Here is a 16,856-nt window from a genome sequence, read left to right as displayed (position 1 = left end):
ACCGGAGCGGGTAATGCACCCGCCCAGATTATTCTATAAAATGTATTTACTCAAATCTCTGTTCATAACAATTCTTTCAAGTTTATCCTTTACCATTTTTCCGGTAATAGTAACTGTACCTTCCGGAAGTTTATCCGGAACATCGAAAAGAATGTCATCAAGTAAGGTTGTTAAAATTGTATGCAGCCTTCTGGCACCAATGTTTTCTACCTGCTCATTTACTAAGGTTGCAATGCGAGCAATTTCTAAAATCCCATCCTCCTTAAATTCTATTTCAACGCCTTCTGTTTGAAGGAGAGCCGCATATTGTTTCAGCAATGCGTTCTGCGGCAAGGTAAGGATTTTAACAAAATCTTCTTCGGTTAAGCTTTTCAATTCAACACGGATTGGAAAACGACCCTGAAGTTCTGGAATCAGATCAGATGGTTTGGAAACATGAAATGCGCCGGAAGCAATAAATAAAACGTGATCGGTTTTTACAACGCCGTATTTTGTATTAACATTCGAGCCTTCCACAATTGGAAGTAAGTCCCTTTGAACGCCTTCGCGGGAAACATCTGGTCCCATTGCTTTGCTTCCGCTGCCGGCTATTTTATCTATCTCATCAATAAAAACAATCCCGGAATCCTGAACACGGGAAATTGCTTCTTTCTGAACCGCTTCCATATCAATTAATTTCTGCGCTTCTTCCTGGATAAAAATTTCGCGTGCGTCTTTAATTGCAGTTTTCTTTTTCTTCTTTTTCTTTGGCATTATGTTGCTCATAATTTCCTGTATGTTAATGCCCATATCGTCAAGCCCGAATGGACCAAGCACTTGCATACCAACCCCTGATTGTGACGCAAAATCATACTCAATCATTTTATCATCAAGCTCGCCGTTTTTAAGTTTCTGTTTCATCCATTCGCGGGTTTTTTGATTCTGATATACTTCATCAGTTTCATCAACGTTATTGTTTTCTTGTGCGGAAGCTGGTTTTTTAACAGGCGGAATAAGCAGATCAAGAATTCTTTCCTCGGCAATTTTTTCTGCCTTCTCCTGTACTTCACCAGTCTTTTCACTTTTTACCATGTTAACAGCAAGTTCAGTAAGGTCGCGTATCATCGATTCAACATCTCTACCAACATAACCGACTTCTGTAAACTTAGAAGCTTCTACTTTGATGAACGGCGCTCCGGATAGTTTTGCAAGACGGCGCGCAATTTCTGTTTTTCCAACACCGGTAGGACCTATAAGAATTATATTGTTCGGTAAAATTTCTTCCCTCAATTCCTCTTTAACCTGCTGTCTTCTCCATCTGTTTCTTAAAGCGATTGCAACAGCGCGTTTTGCATCATCCTGTCCGATAATATATTTATCAAGCTCCACAACAGTTTGAGATGGGGTTAATCCTTTTATTCCTTCATTTTTTATTTTTGATTCCATTATTTCTGTATTACCTCAACATTAATTTTTTCATTAGTATAAATGCAAATTTCGGATGCTACCTTTAATGATTCGGCAACAATTTCTTTTGCCGTAAGCTGACTGTACTTTTTAAGCATCTTAGCAGCAGACAATGCATACATTCCACCGGAACCAATTGCAACAATTTTATCGTCAGGTTCAATAATATCGCCGGTACCGGAGACAATCAGCGCCTGATCCTCAGAAATAATTGCAAGCATCGCCTCTAGTTTGCGGAGATATTTATCTGTCCGCCAGTCTTTTGCCAGTTCTACTGCAGCACGACTTACGTTTCCCCGGTATTGCTCAAGTTTTTCTTCAAATCTTTCCAGCAAAGTAAATGCATCCGCGGCAGCGCCGGCAAAGCCGCACAATACTTTTCCATCGTACAGTTTTCGTATCTTCAGGGAATTATGTTTCATAACAGTGTTGCCAAGTGTTACCTGTCCATCGCCTCCGATAGCAGCCTCACCATTATGAATGACTCCTATTATTGTGGTTGATCTAACTTTTTTACCCAATTCTTTCTCCAAATTAAATTTTATAATTTTTGTACCTGCCTGCTGAAAGACAAGCCTGCCCGTGCAACTTTGTTAATTCGCTTGTGAGCAGGGCATGATTTCATAATTATTTTTTTTGTAAAGCAATTAAACAAAGCATCTATGGTAAATCCTTTTTACTCTTAAGCCATTGGTTAACCCAATCATTAAATGGGGGAGACATCGGAACAGCAACAATCCGACCGCCAAAGCCCATGTACCTGTAAGCAAACATTACAATATATGTTACTTTAATCTGTTTTAAAACAGTTTCGTCAACAGAAACACCATATTCGTTTGCAAGTTTTACAGTATAATTAACAATTGAGTTCTGTAGTTTTGAAGCCATTAAATTTTTCTTTACATCATCTTTAATATCTTCAAATGGTTTCGGTTCTTCCTTACTTGCATCTTTCTTGTCGATCAATTTAAATATAGAATAACCCTCAGGAAGTTTTAATGGACCATAGACTTCACCAATTTCCATGGAGCTTGATATCCTACCAATATCTCCGTACATAGTAACAGGAAAAAATCCAAACTCACCATCTTTATCTTTAGTCCATTTTCTTTGCGTATATTTTTTTGCAAGCTCACGCATATCCTGCCCGTTCTTTAATCCATCCAAAACTTTTTCTATTACTTCAAGGCTATCGGTAAGGACTTCAATAATGTTCACCTGTTTTGGAATTAAAATTTCTTTGTTCTTACTCTTATAGTAATTATAAACTTCGTTATCTGTAACTTTTGCTGAGTCAAGAAATCTTGTTCGGAAGATTTGCGATAAATAATAATCACTCCACATTTTCAATTCAGTTTTTACTTCAGGAAGATTCTGTAAACCGCGTTTATATCCTTCACGAGTAAGTAATTCGTGTTCAATAAAATTTTTAACTCTTGAATATAGCTTAGCTTTTATTTTATTACTATCTGTGGTTGTTGTAAAGAAGCCCTCAAAGGCAAACTCATCCAGGAATTGACCAAACGGTACCGGATCTTTTTCAAACGCAATAAAAGGCTGTTTTAATGTATCGCTTCCAAACTCATGTTTAATTTTTGCAATATCATAATCATTCAAATAGATCTTTTCATTGTCCGCAATTTTTTCTTTCTGTTTCTTTTCAACAATTACTTTAATAGCTTTATCTGCAAAGCTCCAGAAAAGGTAACCCTTTGCATTAATTTTTATTCCGCCAAAAAACTTCACATAAAAATCTCTATAAAATTTATCAATGATCCTTTCCTTAACAATTTTTTTAACATTAGAATTTGTTTTTTCTAAGTCTTCCTCTTTGGGAATGTTTTTTTCGCGGCTGTTCACACGGAAAATAAACCAATCACCGGTTGGCGCTTGGATTGGCGCTGTATATTTACCCGGTAATAATTTATACAAGGAATCCTCAACAGGTTCTTGCATCTGTCCAAAGGTAACATCCATAACACTATCTTTATCGGTAAGTAGAGAATCGAATGATAAGCCGTCATTTAAAGCATTATATAAATCGTTAATATATTTTTTATCTTTAGACCAGGCAAAATTTACTTTTAACATTACCTGGTTTCTGAATATTCCTTTAATTAATTCCTGATCAGGAATTGTAGCTTTATTTAGGACCTCAATTTTATACAGTGCATCGCGGACGTACATTCTTTCCAAAATTCCAGTAGTAGTTTTAATAATTTCTAAAGTATCTAATTTCATTTCCTTTGCTTTTTTTGCCCAGAGTTTTTCTGCAATTAAAGTATAAAGGAAGTCTTTCTTTTCGAATTCAAGATTATTTTCACTTTGAGGACCAAGGCGAGGCGTCATTTCAAATCTTTCAATAAACTCCTGGGAATTTATAGATGTGCTGCCAATTTTAGCAACTTCTTTTTCATTATCCTGTGCAAAATAGAATGGATTTACGAATAGAAGAACTGAAACAAGAAAATATTTTTTCATCAGAATCAACCGGAAAATTTTAGAAAATAAAAAACTATTATCACTTGAACATAAACTTTGATTATAATATTAACTTTTATTCGATCCGAAAATTGTTACAAGTTTTTTTAAAGTCGGAAAAATTCTAGGAACGCTTCGTTTGTACTCATAATATTCAGTACCAAATTTTTCCAACAACTTTTTCTCTTCGTAATAAGAACCGACGTAAAAGTAGATTACAATACAAATAAAAAATACCAAATAAAATAAACTCATTGTTGGGCGAAACAAAAGAAAAAGTATCGAAAAGAGATAGATGGGATGACGACTGTACTTATAAGACCCGTTGGTTTTAAGAACAGATATTTCATCCAAATCATTTTCTGAATAATTGTTTTTACGCCACCTAAAAATTTGCGAAATACCAAGAAACTCCTTTCCATCTATATCGGATATGGTCCAAACCAATCCGGCAAAACTTAAAATTTGCAGGACAAAGATAATAATATCGAACGGATAATTTAAGTCATAAATAATAACGTCTGGTTTAGGTGAAAGCTCGTAAATCAGGTAAAAGGAAAAAATGGAAATGATATTATATGCAAATCGGTAAAAAGCAATATTGTTGCCAAATTTGGCTGCAAGTTTCTGCTTAATCTTAACAGAAGCCAAATATGAGTGAGAATATCCAAATAAAGCAAAAAGAAGAATGATGATGAAAACATTTAAAACGATTATCATAATTCCTTGCGAAGACGTGCAACAGGAATTCTAAGCTGCTCGCGGTATTTTGCTACTGTTCTTCTGGCAATGTGGATTCCTTTATCATTAAGGATCTCTGCAATTTTATCATCGCTATACGGAGCGGTTTTCGGTTCCGATTCGCAGATTTCTTTTATCAATTCTTTAATATGTTTATTGGAAATTTCAGTTCCATCATCTGTGGCTAATCCTTCACTAAAAAAATATTTTAGTTCGTGAATTCCAACCGGACTTTGAACATACTTTCCATTTACTACACGGCTTATTGTAGATATATCCATTTGGATTTCTTCAGCAATATCTTTATAAATCATTGGCTTAAGAGCTTTAGGTCCATATTCAAAAAACTCGTACTGTTTTTCCAAAATAGCGCGCATAATTCTCATCAACGTATCTCTTCTTTGCTGGATTGAAGCAATAAACCACTTTGCCGATTCAAACTTTTCCCGTAAGAATTTGTGCGTGTCTTTATCTCTTCTGGAGAGATTTCTTTTTCGCTTATTTGTATTCAATAATTCCAAATAAGTTTGACTAATTGTTACTGACGGAACACTTCGATCATTTAAGGTAATTATAAAATTGTCATCTACTTTTTCTATCATGAAATCCGGAGTAATTTGATTTGCCTGATCCGATTCAATATTTCCTTCCCCGGGTTTTGGATTAAGCTTATGGATTAACTTGAGAGTTGCTTTCAGAGTTTCTACACTAAAGTTCATGCTTCGCTGAATATTTTCGAAGCGTTTATTAACAAAATCATCAAAATGTTCGGTTAAAAGATGTTCGGCAAGATAGGAATAATATGGATCGTAAGACGAGTTTTTTAGTTGAACCAGAAGACATTCGCGCAAATTTCTGCAAGCTATACCAATCGGATCGAATAATTGAATTCTCTTGATAAGATTTTCTGCTTCCTCAGCAGAAATTTCTATATGTTCAAACATCTTTAATTCTTCAACAATACTATTTAAATCGCGTTTAAGGTAACCGCCTTCAGTAAGGCTTCCAATAATTTCCTCGCCAAGCCTGTAAAGCGGTTCTGCCAGCTCAAGGAGATATAATTGATTCAGCAAATGCTCATTCAATGTTTCTCGTAAAGGTGCAACGGGATGTATTTTTTCTTCCTCCTGATTCTTATAAACATAATCGTTGTCAAGTTCTTCCACATCATTCATATAATCTTCAACACCAAATTCATCATCCGAATTTTTTTCTTCAGAAAACTCTTCTCCTTCAAAATCTTCCGATTCAGTTGTTTCTGGTTTTTCATCGTCTTGTTTCATTTCTAATTCAAAATCATCAGTAAGCACTTCTTCAAGTATAGGATTTAGCTCTAATTCGGTTTTTATTCTTTGTTCAAGAGACAATGTATTTAATTGAAGCAGCTTTTGATATTGAATCTGCTGTGGGGAAAGTTTTTGAAGTTGTTGTAGTCGTTGATTTAATGATAACATAATTAACTCCTAGGAATTTCGCTTAACTTATCAAACCAGTCCTTACCATATAATCTGGTTAATGAATCTTTACAAAAATTAGCAACAGTTACATTTAAATTACTGCCATTTTCAATGGCTGGGTGGCACTCTTTAAATTTTTCAAACCTTAGAATATCCCCGCCAAAATTAGAAATTCTTATTGGGAACAGATGACACGAAATTGGTTTCTGAAAATTTATTTTATTATCAAAGTAAGCTTTTTCAATTCCACATTTAGCAATGCCATTTTCGAAACGAGCAAAAACACAATCCTTATTGTTCAGGCTTCTAATTAATAAATTGCCTTCTTTCTCTTCCCAAAATCCATTTGTTTCAATTTCTTCTTTATGCTTCTCAGAAATATAAGGAAGGATGTCTGGTAATAAATTTTCAATTATTTTAATTTCATCTTTCAGAAGAGGTGCACCATACTGGCTTTCTAAAGTGCAGCATGCTCCTTTACATTTATTCAGATCGCAGACAAATTTAGTTTCAAAAACTTCTTTTCTAACAGCCACTTTATTTATTTCAACTATATTATCCAGAAACATTACTATTAAACTACTCCTATTTTATAAACCAATGAGATTGATTTTGAGCTATAAAAAACCATTTTAATTTTTTTTTTTGCTATTCCGCCGTTCTCTGTTCAGAAATATTCTTTCCGCTGAAAGATAATCATTTTAAGTTCAAGTGAAAATAGAAATATTACCAACTAAACCAACTTGGACACTTAAAAATTCCCAATGAGAATTTGATTTTTTATAGAAGATAGAATTGGTTTAGAGTATTGGTTAAAATAAGATTTGGGATAGAATACTACAATACCCTGGATTTCTAATATGCAAAAATGTGACTTTGAAAAGCCTGAAGTTCGACGTATAATCCAGTATGGTAAACTTCTTCAGAAGAACGTAAATAAACGTAGTCGTTCAGCAAATCTATTATTTCAAAATTCTCATCATAATCTCCAACATCCAATTTTAATCTGCATTGTGATTTCTGGTCAGAATAATTAACAACAATAAGCCGGTTTTCATTTTTATAATTCCAATTCCATGCAAGCATGTTTGAAAAAGTATTATTATGTTCCCAAGCCGGCAACGCGGTTAACAATTTCCAGATTCCCAAATGAAAAACTTCTTCCTTTGTAATTCTTAGCAATTTAAAGTAGAAATCCTGCACACTTTGGTTCACTTTTTCATTAGGCTCTCTTCCAAGCTGCACAGGGAGCTTAATTTTTTTTCCTTCAAATTGACCATCATAATAAAAACGTATTCCAGGAATTGTGCTCATTACAACGGCAGCTGCCTTGGATCGGTTTCTACCAAATAATATTTCCGCTCGTTCTTCGTCATGATTTTCAATAAAACGAACCAGCTTATTCTGGTAATCTAATTCAGCCATCAAGTGATTCCGAATATCACGTACATTTCCCCAATTAAGTCTATCGGTTAATTTTTTGTCATAAGTATAATCAAATCCAAGCTGCTGTAGATCCCACTCTAAATCCCAATATGTTTCTGCCATAAAAATAAAATCAGGGAAATGTTCTTTAACTCTTTTAATTGCAAGCTGCCAGAATTCCCTATCCGGTTTAGAAAAACCCAGCTTGTTAAGAACGCCGCGCCAGGTATTAAAAAAAACATTGCTTAAAGCAAGCATAGCCATATCGCATCTAACACCATCGCAGTATTTTGCAATTTTATATAAAGTATCAATCATAAACGCAACTGCTTCCGGACTGATATAATTAACCTGGATTGTATCTTGCCAGGCAGGGAAAAACGGATCGCGTCCGTGCGCGAATATTTGCGAGGCTCCTTCTGGTTTGAAGAATGTATATTTATCTTTTGAATACATTTCTTCATCAGCCGGTAAAAATATTTCCGGATTATTCTTAATTAAATTTGAACCCGCACTGAAATGATTCGGAATGAAATCTAAAAACAACTTTATTTCAAAACTGTTTAATTTTTCCCTTAGATTGCCCAGAATCTCGAAATCACCCAAATCTGGATTAACAATATATTCATCAATTGCAAATGGAGATCCAATCACGTCTTCCAATTTCCAATCTTTCAAAGCTTTTTCATAATTTCTGATCAAGAAGTCTTCCAGACAATATTTTTGTGTAAGCGCAGGATTTGTTTTCCAAATTCCCATCAACCATACTATGTTTATACCTTTATCAGCCAAATCTTTCCAAACCTGGTCGGGAATTTCTGTTAGCGAAATTTTCTTTTTATCTAAAGAAAATTTATTTATCCAAACGCGCGTGTTTATTTCGTACAATTTTGGATGAGTTATCATAGTTAAAAATTTCCTTAAATATTATTTTCTTTAACAAAAGTACATTTGCATGAACACATAAACTTTTAACCAATATCATTTTGGATTAATTTTTTATCTTGCTCCAGGGTTATGTTTGCTTTCATCAATTGAACAATTTCTTCATCACTTTTTGCAGATTTTATTTTATCATTGTTCTGTTTTATCTCCAGGTCGATATGGAAAAGTTTGAAACTCCTTACCGCATCTTTAGAATGCCTGGTTAAGCTTTGGCTTTCCGGGACTCCAGGATAAAAATCTTCCCACGATTTACTGATAGTATATTTTTCGAACGAAAGGTTAAACACGAATTGCTTTATTCTATCATCCTCAATTTTTTCTACCAATACAGCCGGTGCAATACTTTCGTCATTTGTCAAGGCATCAAAAATAAGGTTTGCCAGGTAACGATAAGAACGGTTAGAAAAATCCTCCGGTGCTAAATGATGGAAAATGAATTCAACAATTTTTTTATCACCTTCATATAAAAGTTTAATCAATTCTCTTTCAGATGGAGCCTGCACACGAACCGCAGCCTCGGGAATGTTTTCCAGCGAACCATTTTGATCGTTAGTTGTTGTTTTTATTTCGGTTTTTCTTTCATCCCGCCTTGAAGATATTTTTAAAAGTTTTTCTAATTCAGCCTCTAAAAGTTTTTCGCGCAGGTTAAACTTTCGGGAAATCGATTTAAGCAGAATGCTTCTCTTCAATTCATCATTAACAAACGCAGCCGATTGTACAAGGTCTCTAATAGCTTTTGTTTGAAGAGTTGGATCGTTAAACAGTCCCTGCTTTTCATACTGTGCAGATTGGTATTCTAAAAAATTTTGTGCTTTTTTAATTTGATCGTCAAATTCTTCTCTGCCAAATTTTTGAATAAAGGAATCGGGATCTTCCCCTTTCGGCAGTTCGGCAATCTTAACATCAAAATCCTGTTTAACTAAAAGCTCTATGCTGCGGATTGAAGCTTTAATACCGGCTGGATCAGCATCGTAAAACACAACAACATTTTTTGTATACCTGGAAAGCATTTGAACTTGTTCTTCTGTAAGCGCAGTTCCGGACGAAGCAACTACATTCTTTACTCCGCCCTGATACAACGAAATCAAATCCATATAGCCTTCAACCAGTAATGCTTTATCAAGTTTTCTAATTTCTTCTTTGGAATGATATAAACCATATAGCGAGCGTCGCTTGGAATAAATTGCTGATTCCGGTGAGTTAAGATACTTGGCTGTGTTCTCCGATTTCTCCATCACTCGCCCGCCAAATGCAATTACTCTTCCATTTGGAGAGAAAATCGGAAAGATAATCCTTCCCCGGAATTTATCATAATATCCGCCGCTTTCATTCTTTTCAATTATTCCCAGGTATTTTGCTTTATCCAGATCTATATTATTTTCTTTTACAAACTTTACAATGCTTTCCCATTCTGGAAGTGCGTAACCCAAACCAAAGATTCTTTGTGTTTGCAGTTTAATGTTTCTTTCGGCAAAGTAATTTCTTGCAATTTCACCTTGTAAACTTTGCAGAAGATTGTTCAAAAAGAAACGAGCAACCAACGTGTTTATGTCATAAAGAATTTCCTGTTCGCTCTGTTCTTCGGTTGGAGCAGTTTCCTGAAATTCGAGGTTGATACCGGCTCGCTTTGCAATATCCTGAACAGCTTCTACAAAAGAAATGTTTTGTAAATCCATTAAGAATTTGAATACATTACCGCCGGCATGGCATCCAAAGCAATGAAATATTTGTTTATCGCTGCTAACGGTAAAGGAAGGAGTTTTTTCCTGATGGAATGGGCAAAGACCCACATAGTTCTTACCTCTTTTCCTTAACTGAACAGATTCTGAAATTACATCAACAATGTTTACCGCTGAACGTACTTCTTCTATTTTATTTTCTGGAATTATCATCGATAAGTATTAATTTTCTTTTGCCATAAATATAGGAAATATTTTTGATAGGATGATTTGCTCAACCAGTTGTAATTATTTGTTATATTTGAAAGGAGAAGACGAAAATAGAATACAGAAAACAGAAGTCAGAATTAAGGAATATGAAAGCAGAAAACTGAAGTTGGAATTAACTTAGTCTGTTTTCTAAACTTTATCTAATAACAAGTTGTTATGTAGTTTATGATTGAAACAATTAAAAATTATTGCCAAAACGTAACAAAATACCAACGATACAAAACCAAAGAAGTATTTATTGGCTCTGTTCCGCTCGGTGGAAATAATCCAATCCGTATCCAATCGATGACCACAACTGATACAATGGATACGATGGCTACCGTGGAGCAATCAATAAGAATGATTAATGCCGGGTGCGAGTATGTTAGAATTACAGCACCCAGCATGTACGAAGCACAAAATCTTGCTGAGATAAAAAAGGAATTAAATAAAAGAGGTTATACAGTTCCGCTTATCGCTGATATTCATTTTACACCAAACGCTGCAGAATTAGCGGCAAGGATTGTTGAAAAAGTTAGAGTTAATCCCGGTAACTATGCCGATAGGAAAAAATTCCAGCAAATTGATTACACGGATCATGAATATGATTTGGAACTGGAAAGAATCCGCGAACGATTTACGCCGCTGGTAAAAATCTGTAAAGAATATGGTACAGCAATGCGGATTGGAACCAACCATGGTTCACTTTCGGATAGAATTATGAGCCGCTATGGCGATACCCCACTGGGAATGGTGGAATCGGCTTTAGAGTTTGTTCGAATCTGTGATGAAATAAATTATCATAACATCGTTCTTTCAATGAAGGCAAGCAATCCTAAGGTTATGGTTCAGGCATACAGGCTTCTTGTTAATAAAATGGAAAGTGAAGGAATGAATTACCCGCTTCATCTTGGTGTAACGGAAGCTGGTGATGGTGAAGATGGAAGAATAAAATCTGCAGTTGGAATCGGAACACTTTTAGAAGATGGACTTGGAGACACAATTCGTGTTTCATTAACGGAGGAACCGGAGTATGAGGTGCCGGTTGCTATTTCGCTTACAAAAAGATATGAAAGACGTGGTGAGCATAATCTTATTCCAGATATTAATATAAATCCGCTTGATCCTTTCAATTATAATAAAAGAAAAACATTTGAAGTTTCTAATTTGGGTGGGAATAATTTTCCTGTAGTCTTTTCAGATTTCAGCATGGATGGTTTCAGCAATTATAATGATCTTGAACCAGTGGGTTACTTTTACCAACCGGAAACTGATAAATGGAATATGAATGATATGGCAGCGGATTACATTTATCTTGGAGGTAAAAATGTTCCCTTTAATCTTCCATCCAGTTTGAAAGGAATTTATGATTACGCACATTGGAAAAATTTTGAAGATAAATCCAACGGACTTCCACTTTTTTCCTTCGAAGAATATTTTGAAGCAAAAGTAAAATCTCCGTTCGTAAATTTTGTTTTAGTCAATATTAATCATCTTAATGATCTTGATAAATTTAAGAATGAAAAAACCGTTGCACTTGTGCTGGAAACTGTGAATCTCCATGGAATGACAGAGCAGAGAAGATTTTTTATTGAGCTGATAGCAAAAAAAATAAACAATCCTGTTATCATCAAAAGAAATTATTTGAATGAAGATATTGAAAAGCTGATGCTTTACAGCTCTACCGATCTGGGAGCATTACTGATTGATGGATTGGGTGATGGCGTTTGGTTAGCAAACAGCACAGTTAATCAGAATCAAATCAATAGAATTTTATTCGGTATACTTCAAGCAGTTCGGTTAAGAATTTCCAAAACAGAATATATAGCCTGTCCTTCGTGCGGAAGAACTCTTTTTGATCTTCAGGAAGTAACAGCAAAGATTCGAAGCAGAACAGAACATCTTAAAGGAGTAAAGATTGCAATAATGGGCTGTATTGTTAACGGACCTGGTGAAATGGCAGATGCTGATTATGGATATGTTGGTTCCGGTGTGGGTAAAATTACACTTTACAGAAGCAAAAATGTCATAAAACGCAGTGTTAATTCCGAATCGGCTGTTGATGAATTAATTCAGCTTATTAAAGAAGATAACAATTGGATTGACCCAATAAGGAGCTAATAATAGCACAAAATAATTCCCTGTTAAATAATTTGAATAATTCGTGTCAATCCGCTATATTTTCAATAGTAAAAATATGAATTGTGTAAAATTAATATCGAAATTTCTGTTTAGAAAAAACCCTGCGGATTTAAGGTAAAAAATATAAAAATGCACTTCCAATTTAAGAAGTGCATTTTTTTTTTGATATGAAAGGAAACGGGATAATTACATATTTGGAGAACTGGTCACCAAAAGCAATTGCGTGGCAGAAAGATAATGTTGGACTGCAGGTAGGTTCTGCAGAAGAAGAGGTGCAAGGCATCTTGCTCTGTTTAGAATTGACGGAGAGTGCGCTTAAGGAGGCAATTAAGAAAAGATGCAACTTTATAATCACTCATCATCCGCTAATTTTCCAGCCAATCAAATCACTCAATTTCACACAGGATAAAACCTCAAAACTCATTCAAGAACTAATAAAAAATAACATCACACTTTACTCGGCACATACAAATCTTGATTTTACTAAAGATGGAGTAAGCTACCAACTTGCAAAAGCGCTAAGCTTAACCAAAATTAAATTTCTAAAGAACCTTGATAGTAATCAATTCAAGTTGGTAACGTTTGTTCCCAAAGAAAATTTACTAAAATTATCTAATGCTTTGTTTGAAGCAGGTGCTGGCAAAATTGGAGAATATAATAAATGCAGCTATCGGTTGGAAGGGAAAGGAACATTTGAAGGATCTGAAAATTCTCAACCAGTTATAGGTTCTGCAATGAAGTTTGAAGAAGTTGATGAAGTTAGACTTGAAATGATTCTTGATCAATGGAATTTGAGAAATGTGATTACGGCATTGTTAAAGAACCATCCTTATGAAGAACCTGCTTATGATGTTTATCCCCTGGCAAACGAAAATTTAAATTATGGAATGGGTGCGATTGGCGAACTTGAAAACGAGATGGAATACAAATCATTTTTAAAATATGTTGAAGAAAAAATAGGCGGCAACTTTCGTTTTTGTAAAGGAAATGGGGATAAGATTAAAACGGTTGCCGTATGCGGTGGCAGCGGCTCTGATTTATTATCTGCTGCAATTTCCAAAGAGGCGGATGCTTTTATAGCTGCGGATGTAAAATACCACACATTCCATGATGCTGAAGATAAAATTTTATTGATAGATGCCGGACATTATGAAACCGAAATTTTTATTCTATATAAAATAAAAGATAAACTTGATAGATTTTTACAAACGGAAAAACCGAGAATCAAAACGGTTATTTTCAAAAGAACCACTAACCCGGTTCATTTTTATAAAAATTAAGAAAGGAGAATAAATTGCAAAGCAGATTAAAAACTCTTTACGAATTACAATTGATTGATGACCAACTTGATGTATTGGAAGAACTTCGTGGTGATTTACCCAACGCTGTTACAGAATTACAGAACCGAATAAAGGAATTGAGAGAGCAAACACAGGGTAAAGAAGTTGAGAAAAAAAGTTCGATTGAAAAAAGAATGAGCAATGAAGAAGAAATTGAAAGATTAAAGACCAATCAGAAAAAATTCAAGTCGCAGCTTTACCAGGTACGGAACAATAAGGAATATGATGCCCTTACTAAAGAGATTGATCATTCTGAAGATCAAATTAAAAAATTAGAAACTGAAAATGTTGCCTTTGAAGATTTGATACAGAAACTTAAAAATGATATTCAAGAGATAGCACCACAATTGGAAATTCTTAAGAGCGAACTGAAAGTAAAAGAATCTGAACTGAAGGAAATAGTAAAAGCTAATGAGAAAGAAGAAGCAAAATTAAAACTGAAACGAAGTGAATTTGAGGCAAAAGTTAAGAAACCTGATTACAGTGCTTATATGCGAATCCGCAAGGCTAAAGGTGGAAAAGCCGTTTCCTCTATTAAGCGGACAGCATGTTCTGGTTGCCATAACGTTGTTCCTCCGCAAAGACAATTGGAAATTCGCCAGAGCAGAAGGATGTATAATTGCGAATATTGTGGAAGAATTCTTGTATCAGCAGAAATTGCTGAAGAAACAGAAAATCATAAATAGGATTTTCTTTACTTTAGAAATAAATTGAATAATTAAAGACTGTATTCTGGTAATTAGGTTTGCAACAGGATTTAAGTTTTTTCTATAAATTCCTCCTCTACATTCTATGTTTGCATCTTTAAGAACTATTCCTAAATTACAACTAAAAAGTTTTGTAGTTAGATGCAAAAATATAAATTGGAAAATCTTAGTTGTGCAAAATGCGCAATTGATGTTGAAGAAAAACTTGCCGGATTAAAAGAGGTAAGGTATGTAAAAATATATTATGCTCAGTCCACCTTATTCATAGATGCAGACAACTTTGTTAAAGTTGAAAAAGCAATTAAAGAAATTGAACCTACTTTAGAACTTCATCTTATTCCAGATCAACCTCTTCAAAACGAAAACACTAACAACAACAACCACAAACTCCCAAAAGGCATCGTTAATCTTTCAATCGTTTTGATCATATATGTTTTCGGGTTGGCATTCAGGAACTATTTACCGGAGAATCAACTGCAAATTTGGGGACATTTCATTTTTATTATTGCATACCTGCTGTCCGGATGGAAAGTTTTATTAAGCGCTTATAAGAAAATCATCCATGGTAAATTTTTTGACGAACACTTTCTAATGTCTTTGGCTACTCTTGGTGCTGTAACGATTGGGCAACTTGAAGAAGCCGCTGGTGTAATGATCTTTTACCAAATTGGTGAATTTCTTCAAAAACTTTCGCTTGATAAATCCAGACGATCAATAAAATCCTTAATAGAAATCAAACCAAATTATGCAAACTTAAAACTAAATGGAGAAGTTAAGAGAGTAGCACCGGAAGAAGTTAAGATTGGGGAAATAATTCTTATTAAACCGGGCGAAAAAGTTCCGTTGGATGGCAAAGTGATTGACGGAGAATCACAAATTGATACTTCACCGCTTACAGGCGAACCAATGCCAAGGTTTGTAAAAACCGGTGATAGTATTCTTGCTGGAATGATTAATAAAACTGGATTAATCAATCTTCGTGTTACAAAACTTTTCGAGGATTCATCAGTAAAAAAGATTTTAGAGCTTGTAGAAACCGCCACAAATAAAAAGGCAGAGACAGAAAAATTTATAACTAAATTCTCACGGTATTATACACCCGTTGTTGTAACCATAGCGCTGCTTGTTGCTCTTTTACCACCAATTCTTTTTGCACAATCATTTTCAATTTGGATTTACCGTGCGCTTGTTCTATTGGTTATTTCCTGCCCTTGTGCTTTGGTGATAAGCATTCCACTTGGATATTTTGGTGGAATTGGTGCAGCCTCCAGAAATGGAATCTTGATTAAAGGATCCAACTTTTTAGATGCGCTTGCAGAAGTTAAAACAGTTGTGTTTGATAAAACAGGAACGCTTACTAAAGGAGTATTTAAAGTAACTGAAATTATTCCTAAAAACGGATTTGCCAAAGAAGAATTATTGCAGGTTGCTGCACAAATTGAATCACAGTCAAATCATCCGTTGGCTCAATCGATTAGAGAAGCATATGGCAAGGATCTTTCGAACTTGCAATTAAAAAATTATGAAGAGATTGCCGGTATTGGAATTAAAGCAATTATAGGAAATAAAAATATTATTGCCGGTAACGATTTAATGCTTCACCGGGAAAATATTGAGCACGCGGACTGCAATCTTAACAAATCAGTAATACATGTTGCAATTGATGGCGGTTATGCCGGCTATATAATAATATCTGATGAATTGAAAGAAGACTCAATTTATGCTATGGGTTATTTACGGAATGCTGGAGTTGAAAAAATTTATATGCTCACTGGAGATAATCATTTTGTTGCTCAAAGTATTTCCAGTGAATTGAAGTTGGATGGTTACTATGCCGAACTTCTTCCAGAGGAAAAAGTCTCAGTGCTGGAAGGATTAATGAAAAAGGCATCTTCAAAAAGTAAAACTGCATTTGTAGGTGATGGAATTAACGATGCACCGGTAATTGCCCGTGCTGATGTTGGCATTGCAATGGGAGCATTGGGTTCCGATCTTGCGATTGAAACAGCGGATGTTGTGCTAATGACTGACAAACCATCTAAAGTTGCCAAGGTAATTTATATTGCAAAGAAAACAAGAAAAATAGTTTGGCAGAATATTTACTTTGCGCTTGGAGTAAAAGCATTTTTTATTCTCCTGGGCTCTTTTGGTATTGCCACAATGTGGGAAGCCGTCTTTGCTGATATGGGTGTAGCTATAATTGCAATCCTTAATTCACTTCGTGTCTTAAAATAAATTCTCAAA

12 protein-coding genes are annotated in these 16,856 nt (G+C 34.8%); 4 read left to right on the top strand and 8 right to left on the bottom strand.

Features of this window, described 5'->3' with window-relative positions:
- Positions 1-33 precede the first annotated feature (33 nt).
- The 8 genes from hslU to dnaG all read right to left on the bottom strand — a co-directional run bounded on the left by hslU (position 34) and on the right by dnaG (position 10,387).
- Positions 34-1,425 carry an ATP-dependent protease ATPase subunit HslU gene (gene hslU, locus NTX22_11555; GenBank protein MCX6151153.1) on the bottom strand — a complete coding sequence of 464 codons (1,392 nt, stop codon included), beginning with the start codon at positions 1,423-1,425 and terminating at the stop codon, positions 34-36.
- Positions 1,425-1,967 carry an ATP-dependent protease subunit HslV gene (gene hslV, locus NTX22_11550; protein ID MCX6151152.1) on the bottom strand — a complete coding sequence of 181 codons (543 nt, stop codon included), beginning with the start codon at positions 1,965-1,967 and terminating at the stop codon, positions 1,425-1,427. The genes hslU and hslV overlap by 1 nt, the downstream gene beginning before the upstream one ends.
- Positions 1,968-2,106: 139 nt before the next feature.
- Positions 2,107-3,927: a peptidylprolyl isomerase gene (locus NTX22_11545; GenBank protein MCX6151151.1), complete on the bottom strand. Its 1,821-nt coding sequence runs from the start codon at positions 3,925-3,927 to the stop codon at positions 2,107-2,109.
- 69 nt (positions 3,928-3,996) lie between these two features.
- Entirely contained in the window at positions 3,997-4,647 is a 651-nt protein-coding gene (locus tag NTX22_11540) for an isoprenylcysteine carboxylmethyltransferase family protein (protein MCX6151150.1), read from the bottom strand.
- On the bottom strand, positions 4,644-6,122 hold the full coding sequence (rpoN, locus tag NTX22_11535) for an RNA polymerase factor sigma-54 (protein ID MCX6151149.1): 1,479 nt from the start codon (positions 6,120-6,122) through the stop codon (positions 4,644-4,646). The genes NTX22_11540 and rpoN overlap by 4 nt, the downstream gene beginning before the upstream one ends.
- A gap of 2 nt (positions 6,123-6,124) precedes the next feature.
- On the bottom strand, positions 6,125-6,694 hold the full coding sequence (locus tag NTX22_11530; GenBank protein MCX6151148.1) for a DUF3109 family protein: 570 nt from the start codon (positions 6,692-6,694) through the stop codon (positions 6,125-6,127).
- 286 nt (positions 6,695-6,980) lie between these two features.
- Positions 6,981-8,456 (bottom strand): alpha-amylase family glycosyl hydrolase, encoded by a 1,476-nt coding sequence (locus NTX22_11525; protein ID MCX6151147.1) that lies wholly within the window; start codon positions 8,454-8,456, stop codon positions 6,981-6,983.
- Positions 8,457-8,521: 65 nt separating this feature from the next.
- Positions 8,522-10,387, bottom strand: a complete 1,866-nt coding sequence (gene dnaG / locus NTX22_11520) for a DNA primase (protein ID MCX6151146.1) — start codon at positions 10,385-10,387, stop codon at positions 8,522-8,524.
- 222 nt (positions 10,388-10,609) lie between these two features.
- On the opposite strand from dnaG, the gene ispG reads away from it, so the two are divergent.
- From ispG to NTX22_11500, 4 genes are all read left to right on the top strand, one after another.
- Entirely contained in the window at positions 10,610-12,544 is a 1,935-nt protein-coding gene (gene ispG, locus NTX22_11515) for a (E)-4-hydroxy-3-methylbut-2-enyl-diphosphate synthase (GenBank protein ID MCX6151145.1), read from the top strand.
- 188 nt (positions 12,545-12,732) lie between these two features.
- A complete protein-coding gene (locus NTX22_11510; GenBank protein MCX6151144.1) occupies positions 12,733-13,845 on the top strand; it encodes a Nif3-like dinuclear metal center hexameric protein in 1,113 nt (370 codons plus the stop codon).
- Between the two features lie 14 nt (positions 13,846-13,859).
- Positions 13,860-14,591, top strand: coding sequence for a C4-type zinc ribbon domain-containing protein (locus NTX22_11505; protein MCX6151143.1), 732 nt, complete (start codon positions 13,860-13,862; stop codon positions 14,589-14,591).
- Between the two features lie 162 nt (positions 14,592-14,753).
- Entirely contained in the window at positions 14,754-16,847 is a 2,094-nt protein-coding gene (locus tag NTX22_11500; GenBank protein MCX6151142.1) for a heavy metal translocating P-type ATPase, read from the top strand.
- The last annotated feature ends 9 nt before the right edge of the window (positions 16,848-16,856 follow it).

Source organism: Ignavibacteriales bacterium (assembly GCA_026390815.1).
Classification (GTDB): domain Bacteria; phylum Bacteroidota; class Ignavibacteria; order Ignavibacteriales; family SURF-24; genus JAPLFH01.
Note: the sequence above shows the minus strand (reverse complement) of the source record. Positions and strands in the feature narration are given on the sequence as shown.